A 21,747-nucleotide genomic window follows, 5' to 3' on the forward strand; every position below is an offset into this window, starting at 1 on the left:
GTTTGTATTCGGGAGTGGGAAATGAAGCCTTTTTTGCGCTGGTGTTTTGTTGCGACAGCTATCACGCTGGCAGGATGCAGCAACTCCAATTGGCGTAAGAACGAAGTTCTGGCAGTACCTTTGCAGCCCACACTGCAGCAAGAGGTGATCCTGGCGCGAATGGAACAAATTCTTGCCAGTCGTGCCCTGACCGATGATGAACGCGCACAGCTATTATATGAGCGCGGAGTGTTGTATGATAGTTTGGGTCTGAGGGCATTAGCGCGGAACGATTTTTCGCAAGCGCTGTCTATAAGACCAGATATGCCAGAGGTATTTAACTATCTTGGTATATACTTAACGCAGGCAGGCAATTTTGATGCTGCCTATGAAGCGTTTGATTCTGTACTTGAGCTTGATCCAACTTACAACTATGCGCATTTAAACCGTGGTATCGCCCTCTATTACGGCGGTCGATACAAGTTAGCGCAAGATGATCTGCTGGCGTTTTATCAAGACGATCCTAACGATCCTTTCCGCAGCCTTTGGCTCTATCTCGTTGAAAGCGATATGGATGCCGACAAGGCAAAAGTTACGCTGAGACAGCGTCATGACAAAGCGGTCCGGGACCAATGGGGATGGAATATTGTCGAGTTCTACCTTGGCGACATCAGTGAAAAAACATTGATGGAACGTCTCAGGGCGGACGCAACGGATAACACCTCGCTCGCTGAACATCTCAGTGAAACCAACTTCTATTTAGGTAAGTACTACCTAAGTCTGGGGGAGAAGGACGACGCGAAAGCGTTGTTCAAACTGGCGGTGGCTAACAACGTAAATAACTTTGTTGAGCACCGATACGCATTGTTGGAACTGGCGCAACTCGGCCAGACACAAGACGATTTATCAGAATCTGACCAGCAATAGCTGACGAACTTTTATTGCCTGAATATCTGTAAAGTCATCATCTTCAGAGATGAGGGCTTTTCTGTTCGTCAAAACTTCTAATTTGAGCCGGTTCACACTTTTTGATGAAAATGACTGAAAGTTTTCACGACGAGTTATGTAGACTGGCCGCCGCAATCTAAGAGGCACGTGTACTACATGACTGATATCCAAACCACTACTGAAATTCAAACCACTTTTGCTGACCTTGGCCTGAACGCCGACATCCTCGAATCACTGAACGGTATGGGCTACGTAAAGCCTTCTCCAATCCAGGCTGAGTGTATTCCTCACCTGCTGGCTGGCCGTGATGTGTTGGGTATGGCGCAGACCGGTAGTGGTAAAACCGCGGCATTCTCATTGCCGCTGCTTAACAACATTGATCCTACTGTTAAAGCACCGCAAATTTTGGTGCTGGCACCTACCCGCGAATTGGCGGTACAGGTTGCTGAAGCCGTCACTGAATTCTCTAAACACATGCGTGGCATTAACGTTGTAGCCCTGTATGGCGGCCAACGTTATGACGTGCAGCTGCGCGCACTGCGTCAGGGACCACAAGTTGTTGTAGGTACGCCAGGTCGTTTACTGGATCACCTGAAGCGTGGCACGTTAGATCTGTCTAACCTGCGTGGTCTGGTGCTGGACGAAGCTGATGAAATGCTGCGTATGGGCTTCATCGAAGACGTTGAAACCATTATGGCGCAGATTCCAGACGGTCATCAGACCGCGCTGTTCTCCGCAACCATGCCAGAAGCGATTCGTCGCATTACCAAGCGTTTCATGAAAGATCCACAGGAAGTGCGCATTCAGTCAAGCATGACTACGCGCCCAGACATTTCTCAGTCTTACTGGACCGCTTACGGCCGTAAAACTGACGCGCTGGTTCGCTTCCTGGAAGCTGAAGATTTCGATGCAGCCATCATCTTCGTGCGCACCAAAAATGCCACGCTGGAAGTGGCCGAAGCGCTGGAGCGCAGCGGTTATAACAGCGCAGCATTGAACGGCGACATGAACCAGGCACTGCGTGAGCAGACGCTGGAGCGTTTAAAAGATGGTCGTCTTGACATCCTGATCGCTACCGACGTTGCAGCACGTGGTCTGGACGTTGAGCGTATCAGCCTGGTGGTAAACTTTGATATCCCAATGGATGCTGAGTCTTACGTTCACCGTATCGGTCGTACCGGCCGTGCTGGTCGTGCTGGTCGTGCGTTGCTGTTCGTTGAGAACCGCGAGCGTCGTCTGCTGCGCAACATCGAACGTACCATGAAGCTGACCATTCCAGAAGTTGAGCTGCCGAACGCAGAACTGCTGGGTGAGCGTCGTCTGGCTAAGTTCGCAGCGAAAGTACAGCAGCAGCTGGAAAGCAGCGATCTGGACCAATATCGCGCACTGCTGAGCAAAATGCAGCCGGGCGAAGATCTGGATATCGAAACTCTGGCCGCAGCACTGCTGAAAATGGCTCAGGGCGAACGTCCACTGATTCTGCCACCAGAAGCACCGCGTCCAGCGCGTCGTGAATTCAGCGATCGTCCTGACCGTGGTGAGCGCCGCGATTCACGTGATTCTCGCGGTCCACGCGAAAGTCGTGAGAGCCGCGATGGCGATCGTCCACGTCGTGAACGTCGTGACGTTGGCGAAATGCAGCTGTACCGCATTGAAGTGGGCCGTGATGATGGTGTTGAAGTTCGTCACATTGTTGGCGCGATCGCTAACGAAGGCGACATCAGCAGCCGTTACATTGGTAACATCAAGCTGTTTGGTACCCACTCAACCATCGAGCTGCCGAAAGGCATGCCGGGCGAAGTGCTGCAGCACTTCACGCGTACGCGTATTCTGAACAAGCCGATGAATATGCAGCTGATGGGTGATGCGCCGGTACACGAGCGTAGCGAACGTCGTCCTGCTGGCGGCGGTGAGCGTCGTGGTAGCGGTGCTCCGCGTGATGGTGCACCACGTGGCGAAGGCGCTCCACGTCGTTTCACCGAACGTCGTGAAGGTGGCCGTGAAGGCGGACGCTTCAGCCGTGACGGTGGTCGTGGTCCGCGTCCAGATGGCGCTGCTGCACCACGTCGTCGTGACGCATAAGCGATAAACGCTGAAAGTAAAAAGGGACGCTCATGCGTCCCTTTTTTATGCCTGTGGAAAATTAATTTTACACGCCACCGGCAATCAGCACGCGTTCACCGGTCACGTATGCTGACTCTTCTGACGCCAGAAACAGCGCGACTTGTGCTACATCTTCCGGCAAACCAAAACGTCCCAGCGGCGTTGCCGCAATCAACTGTGCTTTCAACTCCGGATGCATCTTCTTCGCTGCCAGCAAACCCTCGGTCAAGATAATGCCGGGTGCTAACGCATTAACGCGAATATTGCGCGGTCCCCACTCCCGAGCAAGGCCTTGCGTCAGCGTATCAATTGCACCTTTGGTTGCTGCCCAAAGCACCGAACCTGGCGTACTTCGTTGGCTATTCAGGGCGCTCAGGTTGATGATGGAACCGCCGCGAACGGGGAAATGTTTAGCCGCCTGCTGACACACCAACAAGGTACCCAACAGATTCACATTCAGCTGCTGCTGCATTTCGCTGATGCTGAGGTCAGTAAAGGCACCGTGGTGAAAAATACCGGCGTTATTCACTACAATATCGGGCGCGCCAAACTGCTCAATGCTGCTAGCGAACAGCCGCTGCACATCGCTCTCGCGCGAGATATCAGCCTGTACGGCGATGGCGTCGCTACCCAGTGCCTGGATGTCGGTCACTACATCCGCCGCACCCACTTCGTCCTGAAGATAATTCACCACCACCCGAGCACCGGCCGCCGCGAAAGTCATGGCGATGGCGGCACCAATGCCTTTCGAAGCGCCCGTCACCAGCGCAATTTTGCCTTCAAGTGTTTTCATCGTGTCTCTCCACCTGAGATTTCGGGGAAGGTAAAGCATGCGCTGCCCATCCAATTTGGTGGTAGCGCAATCCTGCAAGCTTTTTGCACGATCCTGCAAATCTACTGTTCAAGGACTAGGCACCACGCGAACCACACGCGAGAATATCTCCTCAATAATGTCATCTCGCGGAGCACAGAACGCATGATTCATCAGGAACAATGGCAGCAGTTGGTGGCAATCATCGCCCGCCACGCGCCGCAGGATGGTCGTCACTACTGCCCGATCGATTTTCTCTCTTTCGGCCGCAGTTCTCAGCCCACCAGTTTGACGCACGTGGCGACCTGGGCCAGCTTTGCCCTGGTCGCACAAGGGCAAAAAGCGCTGCGCATGGGCGACGATGTGATGCATTACGGGCCGGGCGATTTGTTGCTGGTGACGCTGGATATGCCGGTGCAATCCTGCGTGGTCATGGCGACGCCAGAGAAGCCCAATCTTGGTGTCGGCATCACCATCAATGAAACGCGTCTAATGCGTTATCTGGAACACTTTCCGCACCATCACGTCGCCACTACGGCGATCAGCGAGCGCGGCATCGCCGTGCATAAAGTCGCGCCACCGTTGGTTGATGCGGTGATGCGTTTAGTCGAGTTGCTGGATCACCCGCAGGACATTGCTGCGCTGGCACCGTTAATTGAGCAGGAGATTTTCTATCGTCTGCTGACCGGGCCAGAGGGGCCGCGCATTCTCAACATGGCGCTGACGGAACGGCCAGGCAACAAAGTGGCGCGCGCCGCACGTTGGCTGCGTGAAAACTTTCATCAGCCGTTGAAAATGGATCATCTGGCGAGCAGCGTGGGAATGAGTATTTCGTCGCTGCATCATCACTTTAAAGCGGTGACGGCGATGACGCCGATGCAGTATCAAAAGCAGCTGCGGCTTAACGAAGCGCGGCGTTTGATGTTGATTGAGAAGTTGGATGCAGGAACGGCAGGCTATCGGGTGGGTTATCAGAGTGCATCGCAGTTTAGTCGCGAATACAGCCGTTTTCACGGTCAGTCACCGGCGCGTGATGCGCGAACGATTGCGGTGGGACCTGAGTGGTTAAACCCACCGCAATGATGTTTACAGCGTACGCGCGGCTTCCATCGCCAGTGCGAAGGAACGCAGACGCGCCTGCGAATCGTAGATCTGGCCGTTGACCATAATTTCATCCGCCTGGGTTTCGCGCATTAGCGCGGCGAGACCGCTGCGGACTTTATCGCTATCGCCCACAATCGACATGCTCAATGCTTGCTGCACGCCATATTGCTCAGATGGCGACCACAGATTATCCATGTTCTCCACGGGGGCCGGTAGCGGACCCGGTTTGCCGCGACGCAGATTGATAAACTGCTGCTGCATGGAGGTGAACAGGACGCGTGCATCACGCTCGCTGTCGGCTGCGACCACATTGACACATACCATCGCATAGGGCTTCGCCAGACGCGCAGAAGGTTTAAATTTCTCACGATAGAGATGCAGTGCCTGGAACAGCAGGTCGGGCGCGAAATGCGAGGCAAAAGCAAACGGCAAGCCAAGCTGAGCGGCTAATTGCGCGCTATAGAGGCTGGAACCCAGCAGCCACACGGGAATCTTTAATCCTAAACCTGGAACCGGCTGTACTGGCGGATGTTCGCCTTCTTCGGCGTCAAACCAGCGAATCAATTCGGAAACATCTTCCGGGAAGCTATCTGCCTGGGCGCTGGAAAGATGACGACGCAACGCCAGCATGGTGCGTTGGTCCGAACCGGGCGCGCGGCCCAATCCCAAGTCGATGCGGCCCGGATAGAGTGATTCGAGGGTACCAAACTGTTCAGCGATCACCAGCGGCGCATGGTTTGGCAACATGATGCCGCCTGAGCCAAGGCGCAGCGTTTCGGTATTCGCCGCCAAATAGCCGATCAGCACTGACGTCGCGGCACTGGCAATGCCCGTCATATTATGGTGTTCAGCCAGCCAATAACGGTGGAAACCCAGTGCTTCAGATTGACGGGCCAGCGCCAGCGAATTGTGGAACGCGTCGCGTGCGGTGGAACCTTGCGGAATAGGAGCCAAATCCAACACGGATAGGCGAACAGTTTTTTTCTCAGACATGGGCACTCCAAATAGGGATGGCGCAGGTGTTTAATCGGACCTGCACCTGTGAGTATTACTCATCGTTACCTATATTAAAACTGCTAATAACCATAGGAATATAGCCGGAATGTGCCTTTATCCGCCGCCTTCCAGTGCCATTCCGGCCAGTCGACGCCAATAACCATTACAATCACTGCCACGGGCCATCATTAACGGGGCCTGACCGGCCTCGTTGGCGCGGAAGCGATCCACTTCGGCGAGCGTGTTTTCGCCTTGTGGCGACAGACGCACAATATCGATCCAGTTGTGCATGCCGGTTAGATCATTGCCAAGGTTGTAGCAATAACCGCTCATGGTCTGAATGCCGTTCAGTACAAACACCTGCTGACCTTCCTGTGAGAGCACGCGGCGGCCGGTAGGGTAATTGATGCAGCAGGTTTGGCAGTCGTCTTTGCCGCGATTCTCGGCGCGCGCGGTAAAGCAGCGTGCCGACAGCGCCAGCGGCAGATGGCCATAGCCGAGCACTTCCACTTCAAATTGCTCACGTACACCCGCTTCGTCGCACTGCTGCAGGAGTTGAATCAGCCAGTCGCGAGACATCTCCACCGGAATGCACCAGCGCGTCATGCCTTCTTTCAGCAACAGTTGCAGGGTCTGCGCGTTATACACGTTGAGCGTGGGGCCGGCGACAAACGGCAATTTACGTTCCGCCGCCATGTTCACTGTCCCCATGTCGTTGGCTTCGAGCAAGAACTCGCCATTTTCCACATAGCGGCGCAGTTCTTTGACTTCCGAGGGTGACTGCAGCAATGCCAGCGTACTGAGTACCACTTGCTTGCCCTGCAACGCCAGCATGCGGGCGATGTCCATCCATTGATTGAATGAAGTGGCACGTCGTTTACTGCAGACCGCTTCACCGAGATAGATGATATCGGCACTGCTTTCAGCGGCACGTTGATAAAAAGTTTCCAGCGTTTCAGTTGGCCAGTACCACAGCACCGGACCGATAGCGTATTTCATGCGATCTCCTTATTGCCAGTCGCGGTGATAGGCGCCCAGCGTAGTTTGGCTGCCTTCCGATAACTCACCCAGTGCCTGCATCCACGGTTCCTGCACGGCATAATGCTCAGGTGAAGCCATGCAGCGATCGATTGCCTGGCGCCACACTTTCGCGACTTGTGCGACATACGCCGGGCTGCGCTGACGACCCTCGATTTTCACCGAGGCGATATTGGCGCGCAGCAGCTCAGGCAGTAGCGACAGCGTATTCAAACTGGTGGGTTCTTCCAGCACGTGATACAGCTGGTTGTCAACTTCATAACGGCCTTTACACAGCGTGGGATAGCCAGCGCTTTCGTCGGGCGCGTAGCGATCAATCAGCACCTCATTCAGGCGCGATTCCATACCCTTTGGCGTCTGTTGCCAGCGGACAAATTTCGCCGGAGAGCAAGCACCCGCGCTGTTCGGCGACTCGCCGGTCAGCCATGAAGAGAGATAGCAGCGGCCTTCGGCCATAATGCACAGGCTACCGAAGGCGAAGACTTCAAGTGGCACCGGCGTTTCACGCGCCAGCTGTTTGACCTGATGCATCGACAGCACGCGCGGCAGCACCACGCGGCTGAGTTGAAAATGACGATGATAAAAATGGATGGCTTGCAGATTAGTTGCCGAAGCCTGAACCGAAAGATGACGCTCGACTTGCGGATAGCGTTTTGCCGCGTATTCCAGCGTGGCGATATCAGCCAGAATGAGTGCATCCGCACCGTTCTGGGCAGCAACATCAATCGCGGTTTGCCAGCGATTCATGCCATCAGGATGGGCAAAGGTGTTGATTGCCACATGCAGTTTGCGGCGATGCTGGTGCAGATAGCGCGCGGCCTCGGCCAGTTTCTTATCGGTAAAATTGAGGCCAGCAAAGTGGCGGGCATTGGTATCGTCTTTCAGGCCGACATACACCGCGTCAGCACCATGCTCCACCGCCGATTTCAGCGCAGGCAAGTTCCCCGCCGGACACAGCAGTTCCATACATTTTCCTCCCCGGATTCTTAAGCGGAAGAGTGTAAATAACTGGCCCGGCAGCAATGTTGATTTAAGGCAGTGAAAGGGCCATTGATGATCGGGAGTGAAGGTTTTTCGTCCAGCCTGGCGGCGATTTTCTTGATCTCAGTGGAGGCGAAGCCAGGCAGATGTGGCAAAATAGATGAAATTTTCTGAAGGGAATGTAGATGATGTTTGCGCGCTTACGCGGTCTGATTGTTGAAAAAGGCCCAGAATTCCTTGCTTTACCCGTTTCCATTACCCCTTTCCTGCTAAAAAAAGCTATTCTGCAACAACTCCTAAACTGGCAATTTCGTCATGCTTTGTCTGAAGGTGAGTTAGACTTTCTGGAAGGGCGTTATCTGGGGATCGAGGTTGCCGATGTGAATCTGCGCTGGATCACCACCCTACAAGCAGGGCGCCTGACCGTTTCGCGCGACACCGAGGCTGATGTCTGGTTTCGTGGTGAAGCCAACGATCTGTTGCTGGTGGCAGCACGCAAAGCGGATCCCGATATGTTGTTCTTTCAGCGCCGTCTGGTGATTGAAGGTGACACGGAGCTGGGACTTGAGGTGAAAAACCTAATGGATGCCATTGAACTGGATGCCATGCCCACGCCATTACGCACGGGATTGCAGCAGCTCGCTGCTTTTATTGAGGCAGGAATGAAACAGGACGCGAAGGCCGCTGAGGCGCGCGCGGAGATATCATGTTAATTCGTACTGAAATTGGCGTCGATGCAGCAGGCATCGATAGCCTGTTAAAGCGCAGTTTTGCTACCGCCGCCGAAGCGGAACTGATACAGCAACTGCGCGAAGATGGCTTGCTGACGCTCGGCGTGGTTGCCACGGATGATGAAGGTCAGGTGTTGGGTTATGCCGCTTTCAGTCCGGTAACCCTGCAAGGTGAAGATCGCAACTGGGTTGCGTTGGCGCCGCTCGCCGTGGATGAATCGGTGCGTAAACAGGGGATTGCTAAACAACTGGTGTATGAAGGATTGGATTCACTTAATGAGTTCAGCTACAGCGCCGTGGTGGTGCTGGGCGATCCTGAGTTCTACAATCCACTCGGCTTTGAGCCAGCGGCACGCCATGGTTTGCACTGCCGTTGGTTAGGCAGTGAAGCGGCTTTTCAGGTCTACAAACTGGCAGACGATGCATTTGTCGGTGCCGAAGGGCTAATTGAATTTGCGCTGCCGTTTAATCGTTTTGACTAAACCACGTGACTAAACAGGGCGGCTGCTGAGCAACCAGCCGCAGCTTTTGCACGCGGCTGAGCTGCTTCACCTGGTATTCCAGGCGTGACGCTGCAGCCCGATCGCCCGCATCGCAATGAAACACCAGCGTAAGTGGACCTTTACCGCGCAGTGAGCGCGCCCCGCGTCCCTGCTGATGCTGTTGCAGACGCCGGTTAACATCGGTAGTTATGCCGGTATAAAGCATGCCTGCGGCGGTTTGTAGCAGATAAAGCTGCCAGCCTTGTTCCATTACACTCATCTCGAAAATTAGCTGGCAGGCAGTGTAGCGCGCTTCAGGCCGCATCGCTATTCGCCGCACGGAGTCCGATTTTGTCCGACCATGCTCATCTGATTCGCTATTTGAAAAAACAGCATGTGCTGTCTTTGTCTGCAACCTACGGTGACGAACTATGGTGCGCCAACTGCTTCTACGTGTTTGATAGCGCAAGTATGGCGTTCTGGATTATGACTGAGCCTGATACGCGTCATGGTGCATTGATGCTGGCAAATCCTCGGGTTGCAGGAACGGTTAACGGCCAGCCGAAAAGCGTGCTGTTGATTAAAGGGGTACAGTATCGAGGCGTTATTCAGTTATTGAGTGATGAGCGGGAAGCGCTGGCGCGTCACGCTTATCAGAAGCGTTTCCCGGTGGCGAAGAAAGTCACTGCGCCGCTCTGGGAGATCACGCTCGACGAAGTGAAGATGACCGACAATGCGCTGGGATTTGGTAAGAAGATCATATGGACAAGGTCGTAGGGTCGCCATTTACCGCGACCCCAATGCGAAAGAAGAGTTTAAGCCGCGTTCAAAATGCGCAGTGATTCGCGATTAAACGCCGGCAGATCTTCAGGCGTGCGGCTGGTGACTAACTTGTCATCATCCACTACCACTTCTTTATCGTAGAAATCTGCCCCGGCATTACGCAGATCGATGGCAATGGCTTTCACGCAGGTCATCTTGCGGCCGCGTACGCCGTTCGCGCTGATCAGCAGTTGCGGACCATGGCAAATGGCAAATATCGGTTTACCGCTAGCGACAAACTCTTTGGTAAAGTTGACGAAACGATCGTCGCCGCGCAGGGCATCGGGCGAATGTCCACCAGGCAGCAGCAGCGCATCGAATTCGGCCGCGCTGACATCATCAATATCCTTATCGATTTTGACCTCTGCTTTTCCCTGCTTACCTTTAACGATGTTACCGGCCTTAAACTCAATGGTGACCACTTCGTGGCCCGCTTTGGCATATGCCTCGGCTGGCGAGGTAAACTCTGAGTCTTCAAAATCATCGGTAATCAATACCGCTATTTTCTTGCTCATCTCTTTTCCTCCTTGTTGATGACGAACGTGATGTTCGTTGCACTTTTCACCCAACAAGTCTGGTAGCCATGTCGCAAAAAGCAAGCCAGACGGCTGCAGCCAGCAAGGTAATTTCCGAGCTGGATCAAGTTTGCATCGATTGCGCGTAGCAGATTTTATTGACCTGAATAACAATGCGGTCTTTCCGTCGGCCTTAGGGTGCGGCGATCGTTATTCAGTTGAATACGGAATCGGTAATGACTCAACTCACCTCTTCAGCATCGGCGACGCGCTTCGCCTGGTGGAAACCGCTGCTGTTCCTCGCCGTGGTCGTCATCGGCCTGTGGTATGTCAAATGGCAGCCTTATTACGGTAAAGCGTTTACTGCTGCTGAAACCCACTCCATCGGTAAATCCATTCTGGCCAACGCGGCTGACTCACCGTGGCGCGCAGCGCTCGATTACGCCATGGTCTATTTCCTTGCCGTGTGGAAGGCCGCGGTGCTTGGCGTCATCCTCGGTTCGCTGGTGCAGGTGCTGCTGCCACGCAGTTGGCTGCTGCGATTGATAGGCAGCTCGCGCTTTGGTTCCACGCTGATCGGCACCGGCTTGGGTTTACCGGGCATGATGTGCAGCTGTTGCGCGGCACCGGTGACCGTTGGCTTGCGCCAGTCGCAGGTTTCCAGCGGCGCGGCGATGGCGTTCTGGCTGGCGAATCCGCTGCTGAATCCCGCCACGCTGATCTTTATGGGCTTTGTACTCGGCTGGCACTTCGCGGCGATTCGGCTGGTGGCCGGTTTAATGATGGTGTTGGGCATCGCGTGGCTGGTGCAGCGCAGCGTGCCGGATCAGGCCGTAGCCGCACCCGCGATCCTGGCCCGCGATGAACAACCGTTTCTGACGCGCTGGTTGCGGGTCATGTGGCGACTGTTCTGCAACACTATTCCGCTGTATATCGTCGCAGTGTTGTTGCTCGGCGCCGCGCGCGTTTGGTTATTCCCGCATGCCGATGGCGCGGTGGGCAATACGCTATTTTGGGTGATGTTGATGGCGATTGCCGGCTGCTTGTTTGTGATTCCTACCGCAGCCGAGATCCCGATTGTGCAGACCATGATGCTGGCGGGCATGGGCGTTGCGCCCGCGCTGGCATTGTTAGTCACGCTGCCCGCCGTCAGCGTACCGTCGTTATTGATGCTGCATCGCGCATTTCCCGCCCGGGCCTTGTGGATCGCACTGATCGGCGTGGCTCTAAGCGGTATGCTGCTCGGCGTGCTCGCCTTGTGGCTGGCGTAACCACCAAATCTTCTGATTGCGGCTGCCGCGCCACAGCAGCCGCACATCTTTCTCCGCTTCGATAAAGCGTCCGTCAATCAGCACATCAATTTCATCCACCACTTCGCGCTGCGCCGCGCTGAGTTCCGCCATCTCATACCCGGTCCACAGCCAGATATCCTTATCCGGGCATTCACGACGCACGCGTTTCACCAGGCGACGAATATGCGGCACGTTGTGCGGATGCAGCGGATCGCCGCCGCTCAGCGACAAGCCCTGACGCGCAATGCGCCGATCGCTGAGATCGGCGATCAGCTGCTCTTCCATCTCTAACGTAAAAGGCACGCCGGAATCCAGCCGCCACGTGCTCTGGTTGTAGCAGCCACGACATTGATGTTCGCAGCCCGCGACAAACAGCGTGCAGCGTGTGCCGGGTCCGTTAACAATATCAACCGGATAATAGCCGTGGATGCGCATCATCCCAGTTTTCCTGTCTCCAGATGTTTGACGCGGCGCTGTACCTCTTGCTGTTTACCGGCGTTAAACGGACGCGCGTCCGGGCTGCCGAGATAGCCGCAGACACGGCGCGTCACCGATACGCGTGCCGGATCGTGATTACCACAGTTTGGGCAAGTAAACCCTTTGCTGGTGCAGCTGAACTCGCCACTAAAGCCGCATTCGTAGCACTCATCAATCGGTGTGTTGGTGCCGTAATAGGGCACGCGGTGATAGCTGTAATCCCAGACATCTTCGAGCGCTTTGAGGTTGTGCTGAATGTTGGGGTATTCGCCGTAGCAGATGAAACCGCCATTGGCGATAGCTGGATAGGGCGCTTCAAAGTCGATTTTGTCGTAGGGATTAACCTTCTTCTCCACATCAAGATGGAAGCTGTTGGTGTAATAACCTTTGTCGGTGACGCCCGCCAACACGCCAAATTCGGCAGCATCGAGGCGGCAGAAGCGGTCGCATAGATTTTCGCTCGGCGTACTGTACAAGCTAAAGCCGTAGCCGGTTTCGGCTTTCCAGGCATCCACCGCATTGCGCAGATGCGTAACAATTGCCACGCCTTTATCCCGCAGGTATTCGGCATCGTACGGATGCCCTGCATTGCCGCTCAGCGCATTCAGCGTTTCGTGCAGGCCAATATAGCCAAGGGATATGGAGGCGCGACCGTTGCGGAAAATCGATCCCACTTCGTCATCGGCTTTTAGCCGCACGCCGCAGGCACCTTCCATATAGAGTATCGGCGCCACGCGCGCTTTGGTTTTTTCCAGCCGGGCGATACGCGTCATCAAAGCACGTTTCGCCAGCGCCAAACGTTCATCCAGCAAGCGCCAAAACTGTGCTTCTTCGCCCTGGGCTTGCAGGGCGATGCGCGGCAGATTAAGACTGATAACACCAATATTGTTGCGGCCTTCGTGAATTTGCTCGCCGTTCTCCTCGTAGACGCCGAGGAAGCTACGGCAACCCATCGGCGTTTTAAATGACCCCGTCACTTCAACCACTTTTTCGTAATTGAGGATATCCGGATACATGCGCTTGCTGGCGCACTCCAGCGCCAGCTGCTTGATATCATAATTAAAATCACCCGGGCGGCGATTCACGCCTTCGCGAATAGCAAACACCAGTTTTGGGAACACCGCAGTTTTATGATTTTTGCCGAGCCCGGCAATGCGGTTGCGTAGAATGGATTGCTGGATCAGGCGCGCGGCCCAATCGGTGCCGAGGCCAAAGCCAAAGGTGACAAATGGCGTCTGGCCGTTAGCGGTGTGCAGCGTATTGACTTCATACTCCAGCGACTGAAACGCGTCGTAGCACTCTTTCTCGGTGCGTACACGTGCATAGGCTTCGGCATCCGGAATCTGCCACTCCCGCGCCACCGCGCGGTGTTTTTCCAGGCTGAGCGTGACGAACGGTGCGAGTACTTCATCAATGCGGTTGATGGTGGTGCCGCCGTAAATGTGGCTGGCGACCTGCGCGATGATCTGCGCAGTTACCGCGGTGGCGGTGGCGATTGATTTGGGCGGCTCAATCTCGGCGTTGCCCATCTTGAAACCGTTGGTCAGCATGCCGTGCAGATCAATCAGCATGCAGTTAAACATCGGGAAGAACGGGGAATAGTCGAGATCGTGGTAGTGGATGTCGCCACGCTCATGCGCCAGCACCACATCGCGCGGCAGCAGTTGCTGTTGGGCATAATGTTTGGCGACGATGCCCGCCAGCAGATCGCGCTGAGTGGGGATCACTTTACTGTCTTTATTGGCATTTTCATTCAGCAGCGCCGCATTGGTTTGTTCAACCAAACCCCGGATGGCGTGGTGTAATTTACCGCGCTGCTCACGCGCTAAATCGCGGTCGTGGCGATACTCGATGTAGGCGCGCGCCAGCTGCGGCCAGCGCCCGCTCATCAGCGTCTCTTCTACCGCACACTGAATATCGCGAATGTCCACTTCGGCCTGTTCAGCCAGCTGTTGGCTCACTTGCATTGCCACCTGCGCGCACCATAACGCATCATCGACTTGTACCGCACGTGCGGCCGCACTTACTGCCGCCTCGATCCGCTGCGCATCAAACGGTACTCTACAGCCGTCACGCTTAATCACCACCGTTGCCATTTCTTCTCCATGAAACTATATGTAGATAATTTTAAGGAGTGTAATCGCTATATATGGTGTTTACGCTGAAATTAATCGCCTTCGGTTTGACCTACAGCAAGGAAGCCACAACGAAGATTGAAAGCCGCGCAATGGTGAATCCGGCTAAACTACAAAAGTTTTAACCCGCCTTGATTTCAGTTTGTCGCCACTTGCTTTGCAAAGCGAAACAGGTTTAATGAGCCTTTTGGCCGTTTTGGTCCGCTGTTTCATTTACAAGGATGCCCAGATGCCATTGCAAAGAGCCTTGCTTGCCTGTTGTTTATCGCTGACTTTTTCCACCGTCGCCGCGCCCGCGGGAGATTTGCCATTGATGCCGTGGCCACAAAGCGTTGTGCAGCCGAGCAGCGGCGGGGCGTATGTGTTAACGCCACAGTTCACGTTGCATATTACCGGCGATCATCTGGAAGGTGCTGAAACGCGCTGGCGGGCGCGCATTGCACGTCAAACCGGCTGGCCACTGCTGCCGACCAGCACACCCAGTAATAATCCCAACATTCAGGTGCAAATCGCGCAGGCTGTTGATCCGATTCCGCAGCCTGACAGCGACGAAAGTTATCATCTGGTGGTGAACAGTAACGGCGTCTTGCTAAAAGCCAACACGCGCTTTGGCGCGATGCGCGGTATAGAAACCGTGCTGCAGCTGATTGAAAACGCGGAAAATGGCAGCGAAATTCCCTACGTCACTATTGACGACAAACCGCGCTTTCCGTGGCGCGGCGTGCTGATTGATTCGGCACGCCATTTCCTGCCGATTGAAACGATTAAACGGCAAATCGACGGCATCGCCGCTGCGCGCATGAACGTGTTTCACTGGCACTTAACCGACGATCAAGGTTGGCGCTTTGCTTCCAGCCACTTTCCGCAGTTGCAGGAGCAGGCCAGCGACGGCTTGTACTATACGCAGCAGCAGATGCGTGATGTGGTGCGCTATGCCACGCAGCGTGGTGTGCGTGTGGTGCCGGAAATCGATCTGCCAGGTCATGCGTCGGCGATAGCGGTTGCCATGCCGGAGCTAATGAGTGCGCCGGGACCGTATCAGATGGAGCGCGGCTGGGGCGTGTTTAAACCGCTGCTGGATCCCAGCAATGAAGCGGTATTCCGCTTTATCGACACTTTGATGGGCGAAGTGACGGCGATCTTCCCCGATCCCTACATTCATATCGGCGGTGATGAGGTCGATCCAACACAGTGGAATGATTCCACTCGCATTCAGCAATTTATGCGCGATCGCGGCCTGAAGGATACGCATGCGCTGCAAGCCTGGTTTAACCAGCGCGTTGAGAAAATCCTTGAAGCGCATCAGCGCCGGATGATCGGCTGGGATGAGGTTTACCATCCGGATCTGCCAAAAAGCATTCTGATTCAATCGTGGCAAGGTCAGGACGCGCTGGGTACCGTGGCGAAAAATGACTTCCGCGGCATTCTTTCCACCGGCTTCTATCTCGACCAGCCGCAAACCGCCGCCTATCACTATCGCAATGAGCCTTGGCCGCAAGGGCTTAACGGCGCGGATCAGGTGCAAGCGGGGGAGCAGACGCAGAGCTGGCAATTCACCATGCCACGACTGAAAGGTAGCGCGCTAAAAGGCAGCTTTACTCTGATCGAAGGGAAAAACGGCTGGCGCGGCTTTATCGATTTCAGTGGCAAAGCACGTCGCATGGTCAGCGATATTCGCTGGCTCTCGCCAACGCAGTTGACGTTCAGCGTCGATACCTGGATGGGGCCGTTCCAGCCAATGGTGACGCTGACACAAGACAAGCTGACGGGTTATATGTTGGTGGGCAACGTGCGTTATCCCGCGGAAGGCAGCAAGTTAACGCAAGTGCCAACCGGCATTGCGCCAACGCTGCCGACGCCGGAACAGCTGCAAAACAACCTGATTGGCGGGGAAGCGGCGTTATGGGCGGAGAACGTCAACAGTCGGGTGATTGACACACGCCTGTGGCCGCGTGCCTTTGTGGTGGCTGAGCGGTTATGGTCGGCGCAGGATGTCACCGACAGCGACAACATGTACCGGCGTCTTAGCGCCGTGGATCGCTGGGGCACGATTTCGGTGGGCTTGCAGCAGCATCAGCAGGCTGACGTGCAGATGATGCGACTGGCGAACAGCAGCGACATCACACCGCTGCGCGTGCTGGCCGAAGTGCTGGAACCCGCGCAGTATTACACGCGGCAGCATCTGAAATTCCAGGCAGGGCATTACGACTATTTCGAGCCGCTGAATAGGTTAGCGGATGTGTTGCCTGCCGAGAGTAACGCGGTGCGCTTGCTGGATAAGCGAATCGATCGCTTGATCGCTAATCGCACCGATCACGTGGCGGCACATGCCATCCGTCAGCAATTGCAGCGCTGGCAGAATAATAGCGACGCGGTGATGCCACTGATTCTGGGCAGTTATCAACTCAAACCGCTGCAGCAGCAGGTGCAGCAGGTGGCGCAGCTAAGTCGTATGGGGCTGGATTTGGTCAACGCGTTGGAGCGTAATCAGGCTTACGGCGCGGGAGAGGTGGCGCAGATGCATGCGCAACTGGATGCGGCCGCGCAGGTGCAGGATGAAACGGTGTTGGCGCTGGTACGACCGCTGGAGAAGTTATTGCGATCGTTTAAATAGGATTGTGCTCGCTGTCCCCCATCTCGGCCTTCCCCCGCTTGCGGGGGAAGGAGACGCTGCTACATGCAGCTTGACCGCTCACATAGGGCCGCATCTTCCTCCCCCATTAATGGGGGAAGGCGCGAGGAGGGGGACAGCCAGCACCAACGAAATCAACGACGTACCGCAATCGCCTCGATCTCAATCTTCACATCTTTCGGCAGACGCGCCACTTCCACACATGAACGCGCGGGGAAACTGGCGTTGTGTTCGGTGAAGAACGCTTCATAGGTTGCGTTCACCGTGGCGAAGTCATTCAGATCCTTCACAAACACGGTAGTTTTCACAATATCGCCCACTTTCAGGCCGGCGGCTTCAACAATCGCCTTCACATTTTCCAGTGACTGACGTGCCTGCGCAGACACATCGTCGGCCACGGCGCCAGTGGCAGGATCAACCGGGATCTGGCCAGAAGTGATGATCATGCTGCCGAGATCCACGCCCTGCACGTAAGGGCCAATCGCTGCGGGTGCGTTTGAAGTACTGATTTCGCGAGACATTGTTTCTCCTTGAAAGTGCGCGGCCGACCGATGTCTGCCGCGAAATGAATCGTCCCATTATAGGGACGATGCCGGCGATTACCAGTGACCGAGCACCACGTGGCGCGCGAACTCTTTCTCACAATATTTGCACTTCAGGTGCACATCATCTTCGCGCTTTTTTACCGCAAAGCTGGTGAAAACCGGCTCGTTACGGCTAATGCAGTTACTGTTCGGGCAGGTTAACACGCGGTCAATACGATCCGGCAAGGTGGGGGCGATCTTCGCCACCACTTCGTATTCGTCAATGCGGTTCACCGTGGCGAGCGGCGCATACACCGCGAGCTGATTGATCTGATCGTCGGTCAGGAAGGTGTTTTCGATCTTGATCAGATCTTTGCGACCCATTTCGCCTGACGGCAAGTTAAGACCAATGGTAATGCGCTGTTCGGTTTCGGTCAGGCGGAACAGCGACAGTAGCTTAAAGCCGACCTGCGCCGGGATATGGTCAATCACCGTGCCGCGTTTAATCGCTTCAACCTGCAGTTTATTATCGTGTGTCATCGCTTTGCTCCTTACAGTGCCAGATCGCGATTCAGTACCAGCGCCAGCAGTGCCTGGCGCGCGAAGATGCCGTTACCCGCCTGTTGGAAATACCAGGCGTGCGGCGTGCTATCGACGTCGGTGGTGATCTCGTCGATACGCGGCAGCGGATGCAGCACTTTCATGTGGTCGCGCGCTCCGGCTAAATCGGCAGCGCGCAGGATGAACTGCGCTTTGACGTTGGCGTATTCCGACGGATCGAGACGCTCTTTCTGCACGCGCGTCATATAGAGAATGTCGAGCTCCGGCATCACTTCTTCGATGGTGTCGTGGCGCGACCAGGCAATGTTCTGCTCATCCAGCATATCGGTAATGTACGACGGCATCGCCAGCGCATCCGGCGCGATAAAGAAGAAGCGGTTGCCGTCAAACTTCGCCAGCGCCTGTGTCAGTGAATGCACGGTGCGGCCATACTTCAGGTCGCCTACCATCGCCACATTCAGGTTATCGAGGCGATTTTGTGTTTCGCGGATGGTGAAGAGATCGAGCAACGTTTGCGTGGGATGCTGGTTGGCCCCGTCACCGGCGTTGAGAATCGGAATGCCGCCGGAGAACTCGGTCGCCAAACGCGCCGCGCCTTCCTGCGGATGACGCATCACGATGGCATCGACGTAGGTGCCAATCACCGAAATGGTATCGGCGAGGGTTTCGCCTTTCTTGCCGAGGGAAGTGTTGCTGCCATCGGCAAAGCCGACCACCGACGCGCCGAGACGATGCATCGCGGTTTCAAATGACAGGCGCGTGCGCGTGGAAGCCTCAAAGAAGCAGCTGGCAATAACGTTGTGCTTTAGCAGCTCCGGCTGAGGATGGGCTTTCAGCTGGGCGGCGGTATGCAGCACCAGCTCCAACTCGTCGCGGTTGAGATCGTTGATGGAAATAATGTGCTTGCGATATAGCGGGTTGGCCATAGCGTTCTCCTCTGCGCTGCCGGATTGCGGACAAAAAAAAGCCCCTGCTTAAGGGGCTTTTTTTACGATCGATTGATGACGGAAAGAAACAGATGCGCCGCCCGCTTTCAGGCGTCGTTGAGCGTCAAATTGTGCGCTGCACTGTGGCATGTTTCCTCCGGCAAATTGGGCCGCATTATACGCATTCACTGATTTGCATCAAGCAAATATCGCGTGCGAGGTAAACGTTTGCGGCACAGCAAATTATCGCTTGCCGAGCGTTGCTACCATCACCGCTTTAATGGTGTGCATGCGGTTCTCTGCTTGATCGAACACGATACTGTGCGCGGATTCAAACACCTCATTGCTCACTTCCATGCCATCCTGCAAACCGTACTGTTCAGCCATTTGGCGGCCCAGCGTGGTTTTGTCGTCATGGAACGCGGGCAAGCAGTGCAGGAACTTCACCTGCGGGTTGCCGGTCAGTGCCAGCATCGCGCTGTTAACCTGATAGGGACGCAGCAGGGCGATGCGATCTTCCCACACCGATTTGGCTTCGCCCATCGACACCCATACATCAGTGTAGATGAAGTCGGCACCTTGCACGCCTTCAGCGATATCTTCGGTCAGCGTGATTTTGCCGCCGGTTTGCTGCGCGGCCACGCGGCATTGTTCTACTAATTCAGCTTCCGGCCAGCAGCCTTTCGGTGCCACCAGACGCAGATCCAGGCCCACTAGCGCTGCGGCTTCCAGCATGCTGTTGCCCATGTTGTTGCGCGCATCACCAACATACACCAGCGTCATTTGATTCAGCGATTTGCCGGGCAGATGTTCCTGCATGGTCAACAGATCGGCCAGCAGCTGCGTAGGGTGAAACTCGGTGGTGAGGCCGTTCCACACCGGCACGCCAGAGAATTCCGCTAAGGTTTCCACCAGTTGCTGGCCGTAGCCGCGATATTGAATACCGTCATACATGCGTCCCAGCACGCGCGCCGTGTCTTTCATCGACTCTTTATGGCCGATTTGGCTGCCGCTTGGGCCGAGATAAGTGACGTTAGCGCCCTGATCGTAAGCGGCAACTTCGAAAGAGCATCGGGTACGAGTCGAGTCTTTTTCGAAGATGAGCGCGATGTTTTTGCCTTTCAGATGCTGCGTTTCGCTGGCATTTTTCTTGGCGTGTTTTAATTCACCTGCCAGACTCAGCAGAGAAGCGATTTCGGCTGGGGTAAAATCCAGCAATCTCAGGAAATGTCTTTGATGTAGCTGACTCATACAGCACTCCGGATGCCTACATTAAATGAATTAAAATTCAATCTAACCGTATGAATATGCATTTTCAACCCCAGCGTTAAGAAACTTGTTGTTTTGTGTAGTGGCGCGCGAGGCAGTGTGGGAAAATAATTGTATTCAGCCGAATATTTTGAGGACACACCCATGGCATATGAAGCATTGCTGGAAGAACAGCGTGAAGAGACGCGACTGATCATTGAAGAGTTGCTGGAAGACGGCAGCGATCCTGATGCGCTTTACACTATCGAGCATCATCTCTCCTGCAACAATTTCGACTCGCTGGAAAAGGTCGCGGTTGATGCCTTCAAGCTGGGCTACGAAGTGAGCGAGCCAGAAGAGCTGGAGCTGGAAGACGGCACCACTGTAATGTGTGTGGATATCCTGAGCGAAGGCGCGTTGAAGCCTGAATTGATTGATGCGCAGGTTGAGCAGCTGGTGAATCTGGCGGGCAGCTACAACGTCGATTACGACGGTTGGGGCACCTACTTTGAAGATCCTGATGCCGAAGATGAAGACGACGATGGCGAATCCATCGACGACGAAGAAGACAACGGTGTGCGTCACTAAGCATTAATGGGCGGCGCTCGTCGCCCTGAAACCTTCTCCCCGTAAGACAAAAGATTGCCCATGAATTACGCTCCGCTATTAGAACCGATCTATCAATTCCTGCATTGCCGCACGCCACAAGCGTGGATTGATGAAGCGCGCAAGCCGGAAAATCTGACGTTGCTGCTCACCGATCACATGGTTTGCGAATTGAAGGCCGCGCAAACCGCGGTGTTTATCATCCGTAAATACGTGGCGGATAAGCCGAGTGGTGATGCCATTCTGGCGTGGCTCAAGCCGTATGAAGACTTCATCTACCGCGATGAGCAGGACAGTAACTTCATCAATGCCCACAAGAATCTGACCAAAAGCATCATCGTGCGCAACGAGTTGCCTTGGGCCGACGACCTGGTGGAGATGATGGTGCTGCTGGTTAAAGAGGAGCTGCATCACTTTTATCAGGTATGGGAAATCATGCAGTCGCGCGGGTTGCCGTATCGTAAAATCACCGCCAGCCGTTATGCCAAAGGGCTGATCCGTGAAATCGCCACCTATGAGCCTGATGCGCTGGTGGATAAGTTGATTTGCGGGGCGTATATCGAAGCGCGATCCTGCGAGCGTTTTGCCAGCCTGGCGCCGTATCTGGATGAGCAGTTGGAGAAGTTCTATATTTCACTGCTGCGATCGGAAGCACGTCACTATCAGGATTACCTGAAGCTGGCGCAGCAGATTTCGCCAAAAGATATCGCGCCGCGTGTATGCGTATTTGGTGAAACGGAAGCGCGCCTAATCAGCGAGCCGGATGGCGAACTGCGGTTCCATAGCGGTGTGCCGGCGATTTAATACATTGATTTCTTACCGGTTACGCGGTGCGC

General features: G+C 55.1%; 23 protein-coding genes. 11 read left to right on the forward strand and 12 right to left on the reverse strand.

The window, feature by feature from the left end; all coding sequences use genetic code 11:
• Positions 1–21 precede the first annotated feature (21 nt).
• The 3 genes from nlpI (at position 22) to AC6I8K_RS02560 (ending at position 3,009) form a co-directional block, all read left to right on the forward strand.
• Positions 22–906 carry a lipoprotein NlpI gene (nlpI, locus tag AC6I8K_RS02550; protein WP_064737721.1) on the forward strand — a complete coding sequence of 295 codons (885 nt, stop codon included), beginning with the start codon at positions 22–24 and terminating at the stop codon, positions 904–906.
• 104 nt (positions 907–1,010) lie between these two features.
• The gene (gene yrbN / locus AC6I8K_RS02555; RefSeq protein ID WP_098053093.1) at positions 1,011–1,067 is read left to right on the forward strand and encodes a protein YrbN; all 57 of its coding nucleotides are present in this window, start codon (positions 1,011–1,013) and stop codon (positions 1,065–1,067) included.
• 16 nt (positions 1,068–1,083) lie between these two features.
• Entirely contained in the window at positions 1,084–3,009 is a 1,926-nt protein-coding gene (locus tag AC6I8K_RS02560) for a DEAD/DEAH family ATP-dependent RNA helicase (RefSeq protein WP_064737720.1), read from the forward strand.
• Positions 3,010–3,076: 67 nt separating this feature from the next.
• On the opposite strand, the gene AC6I8K_RS02565 is transcribed toward AC6I8K_RS02560, so the two are convergent.
• Positions 3,077–3,823 carry an SDR family NAD(P)-dependent oxidoreductase gene (locus AC6I8K_RS02565; RefSeq protein WP_497826178.1) on the reverse strand — a complete coding sequence of 249 codons (747 nt, stop codon included), beginning with the start codon at positions 3,821–3,823 and terminating at the stop codon, positions 3,077–3,079.
• Between the two features lie 183 nt (positions 3,824–4,006).
• Between AC6I8K_RS02565 and AC6I8K_RS02570 the strand changes: the two genes are divergently transcribed.
• A complete protein-coding gene (locus tag AC6I8K_RS02570) occupies positions 4,007–4,924 on the forward strand; it encodes an AraC family transcriptional regulator (protein WP_064737718.1) in 918 nt (305 codons plus the stop codon).
• A 3-nt stretch (positions 4,925–4,927) separates the two neighbouring features.
• On the opposite strand, the gene AC6I8K_RS02575 is transcribed toward AC6I8K_RS02570, so the two are convergent.
• From AC6I8K_RS02575 to ubiU, 3 genes are all read right to left on the reverse strand, one after another.
• Positions 4,928–5,938: a luciferase-like monooxygenase gene (locus tag AC6I8K_RS02575; protein WP_064737717.1), complete on the reverse strand. Its 1,011-nt coding sequence runs from the start codon at positions 5,936–5,938 to the stop codon at positions 4,928–4,930.
• Between the two features lie 117 nt (positions 5,939–6,055).
• Positions 6,056–6,940 (reverse strand): U32 family peptidase, encoded by an 885-nt coding sequence (locus tag AC6I8K_RS02580; RefSeq protein WP_064737716.1) that lies wholly within the window; start codon positions 6,938–6,940, stop codon positions 6,056–6,058.
• A 9-nt stretch (positions 6,941–6,949) separates the two neighbouring features.
• Entirely contained in the window at positions 6,950–7,945 is a 996-nt protein-coding gene (ubiU, locus tag AC6I8K_RS02585) for a ubiquinone anaerobic biosynthesis protein UbiU (RefSeq protein ID WP_483816721.1), read from the reverse strand.
• 203 nt (positions 7,946–8,148) lie between these two features.
• On the opposite strand from ubiU, the gene ubiT reads away from it, so the two are divergent.
• Both ubiT and AC6I8K_RS02595 read left to right on the forward strand, forming a co-directional pair.
• On the forward strand, positions 8,149–8,673 hold the full coding sequence (gene ubiT / locus AC6I8K_RS02590; protein WP_064737971.1) for a ubiquinone anaerobic biosynthesis accessory factor UbiT: 525 nt from the start codon (positions 8,149–8,151) through the stop codon (positions 8,671–8,673).
• The gene (locus AC6I8K_RS02595) at positions 8,667–9,173 is read left to right on the forward strand and encodes a GNAT family N-acetyltransferase (protein WP_483816722.1); all 507 of its coding nucleotides are present in this window, start codon (positions 8,667–8,669) and stop codon (positions 9,171–9,173) included. Before ubiT ends, AC6I8K_RS02595 begins: the two co-directional genes overlap by 7 nt.
• Here the strand turns inward: AC6I8K_RS02595 and AC6I8K_RS02600 are convergent.
• Positions 9,157–9,444, reverse strand: a complete 288-nt coding sequence (locus tag AC6I8K_RS02600; RefSeq protein WP_483816723.1) for a GIY-YIG nuclease family protein — start codon at positions 9,442–9,444, stop codon at positions 9,157–9,159. The two genes, AC6I8K_RS02595 and AC6I8K_RS02600, sit on opposite strands and share 17 nt — an antisense overlap.
• Before the next feature lie 80 nt (positions 9,445–9,524).
• Between AC6I8K_RS02600 and AC6I8K_RS02605 the strand changes: the two genes are divergently transcribed.
• Positions 9,525–9,950, forward strand: a complete 426-nt coding sequence (locus AC6I8K_RS02605; protein ID WP_483816724.1) for a YhbP family protein — start codon at positions 9,525–9,527, stop codon at positions 9,948–9,950.
• Between the two features lie 38 nt (positions 9,951–9,988).
• Here the strand turns inward: AC6I8K_RS02605 and AC6I8K_RS02610 are convergent, their stop codons facing one another.
• A complete protein-coding gene (locus AC6I8K_RS02610) occupies positions 9,989–10,510 on the reverse strand; it encodes a type 1 glutamine amidotransferase domain-containing protein (protein WP_064737712.1) in 522 nt (173 codons plus the stop codon).
• Positions 10,511–10,746: 236 nt separating this feature from the next.
• Between AC6I8K_RS02610 and AC6I8K_RS02615 the strand changes: the two genes are divergently transcribed.
• The gene (locus tag AC6I8K_RS02615) at positions 10,747–11,781 is read left to right on the forward strand and encodes a permease (protein ID WP_483816725.1); all 1,035 of its coding nucleotides are present in this window, start codon (positions 10,747–10,749) and stop codon (positions 11,779–11,781) included.
• Here AC6I8K_RS02615 and nrdG read toward each other — a convergent pair.
• Together nrdG and nrdD are read right to left on the reverse strand one after the other, a co-directional pair.
• Positions 11,737–12,240, reverse strand: a complete 504-nt coding sequence (gene nrdG / locus AC6I8K_RS02620; RefSeq protein ID WP_483816726.1) for an anaerobic ribonucleoside-triphosphate reductase-activating protein — start codon at positions 12,238–12,240, stop codon at positions 11,737–11,739. The two genes, AC6I8K_RS02615 and nrdG, sit on opposite strands and share 45 nt — an antisense overlap.
• Positions 12,237–14,375, reverse strand: coding sequence for an anaerobic ribonucleoside-triphosphate reductase (gene nrdD, locus AC6I8K_RS02625; RefSeq protein ID WP_497826179.1), 2,139 nt, complete (start codon positions 14,373–14,375; stop codon positions 12,237–12,239). The genes nrdG and nrdD overlap by 4 nt, the downstream gene beginning before the upstream one ends.
• 268 nt (positions 14,376–14,643) lie before the next feature.
• Between nrdD and AC6I8K_RS02630 the strand changes: the two genes are divergently transcribed.
• Positions 14,644–17,028 (forward strand): beta-N-acetylhexosaminidase, encoded by a 2,385-nt coding sequence (locus AC6I8K_RS02630; RefSeq protein ID WP_497826180.1) that lies wholly within the window; start codon positions 14,644–14,646, stop codon positions 17,026–17,028.
• A gap of 152 nt (positions 17,029–17,180) precedes the next feature.
• On the opposite strand, the gene ridA is transcribed toward AC6I8K_RS02630, so the two are convergent.
• The 4 genes from ridA to argF form a co-directional block, all read right to left on the reverse strand.
• The gene (gene ridA, locus AC6I8K_RS02635; RefSeq protein WP_061718232.1) at positions 17,181–17,567 is read right to left on the reverse strand and encodes a 2-iminobutanoate/2-iminopropanoate deaminase; all 387 of its coding nucleotides are present in this window, start codon (positions 17,565–17,567) and stop codon (positions 17,181–17,183) included.
• Between the two features lie 78 nt (positions 17,568–17,645).
• The gene (pyrI, locus tag AC6I8K_RS02640) at positions 17,646–18,110 is read right to left on the reverse strand and encodes an aspartate carbamoyltransferase regulatory subunit (protein ID WP_064737707.1); all 465 of its coding nucleotides are present in this window, start codon (positions 18,108–18,110) and stop codon (positions 17,646–17,648) included.
• Positions 18,111–18,121: 11 nt separating this feature from the next.
• Positions 18,122–19,057, reverse strand: a complete 936-nt coding sequence (gene pyrB / locus AC6I8K_RS02645; RefSeq protein WP_483816729.1) for an aspartate carbamoyltransferase — start codon at positions 19,055–19,057, stop codon at positions 18,122–18,124.
• A gap of 243 nt (positions 19,058–19,300) precedes the next feature.
• Complete coding sequence (gene argF / locus AC6I8K_RS02650; protein WP_497826181.1) at positions 19,301–20,308, reverse strand: ornithine carbamoyltransferase; 1,008 nt, start codon at positions 20,306–20,308, stop codon at positions 19,301–19,303.
• Positions 20,309–20,470: 162 nt separating this feature from the next.
• On the opposite strand from argF, the gene rraB reads away from it, so the two are divergent.
• Together rraB and miaE are read left to right on the forward strand one after the other, a co-directional pair.
• The gene (gene rraB, locus AC6I8K_RS02655; protein ID WP_497826182.1) at positions 20,471–20,893 is read left to right on the forward strand and encodes a ribonuclease E inhibitor RraB; all 423 of its coding nucleotides are present in this window, start codon (positions 20,471–20,473) and stop codon (positions 20,891–20,893) included.
• 60 nt (positions 20,894–20,953) lie between these two features.
• A complete protein-coding gene (gene miaE, locus AC6I8K_RS02660; RefSeq protein ID WP_497826183.1) occupies positions 20,954–21,715 on the forward strand; it encodes a tRNA isopentenyl-2-thiomethyl-A-37 hydroxylase MiaE in 762 nt (253 codons plus the stop codon).
• The last annotated feature ends 32 nt before the right edge of the window (positions 21,716–21,747 follow it).

It is taken from the genome of Pantoea sp. X-Soil-ISGK-421, assembly GCF_059730785.1.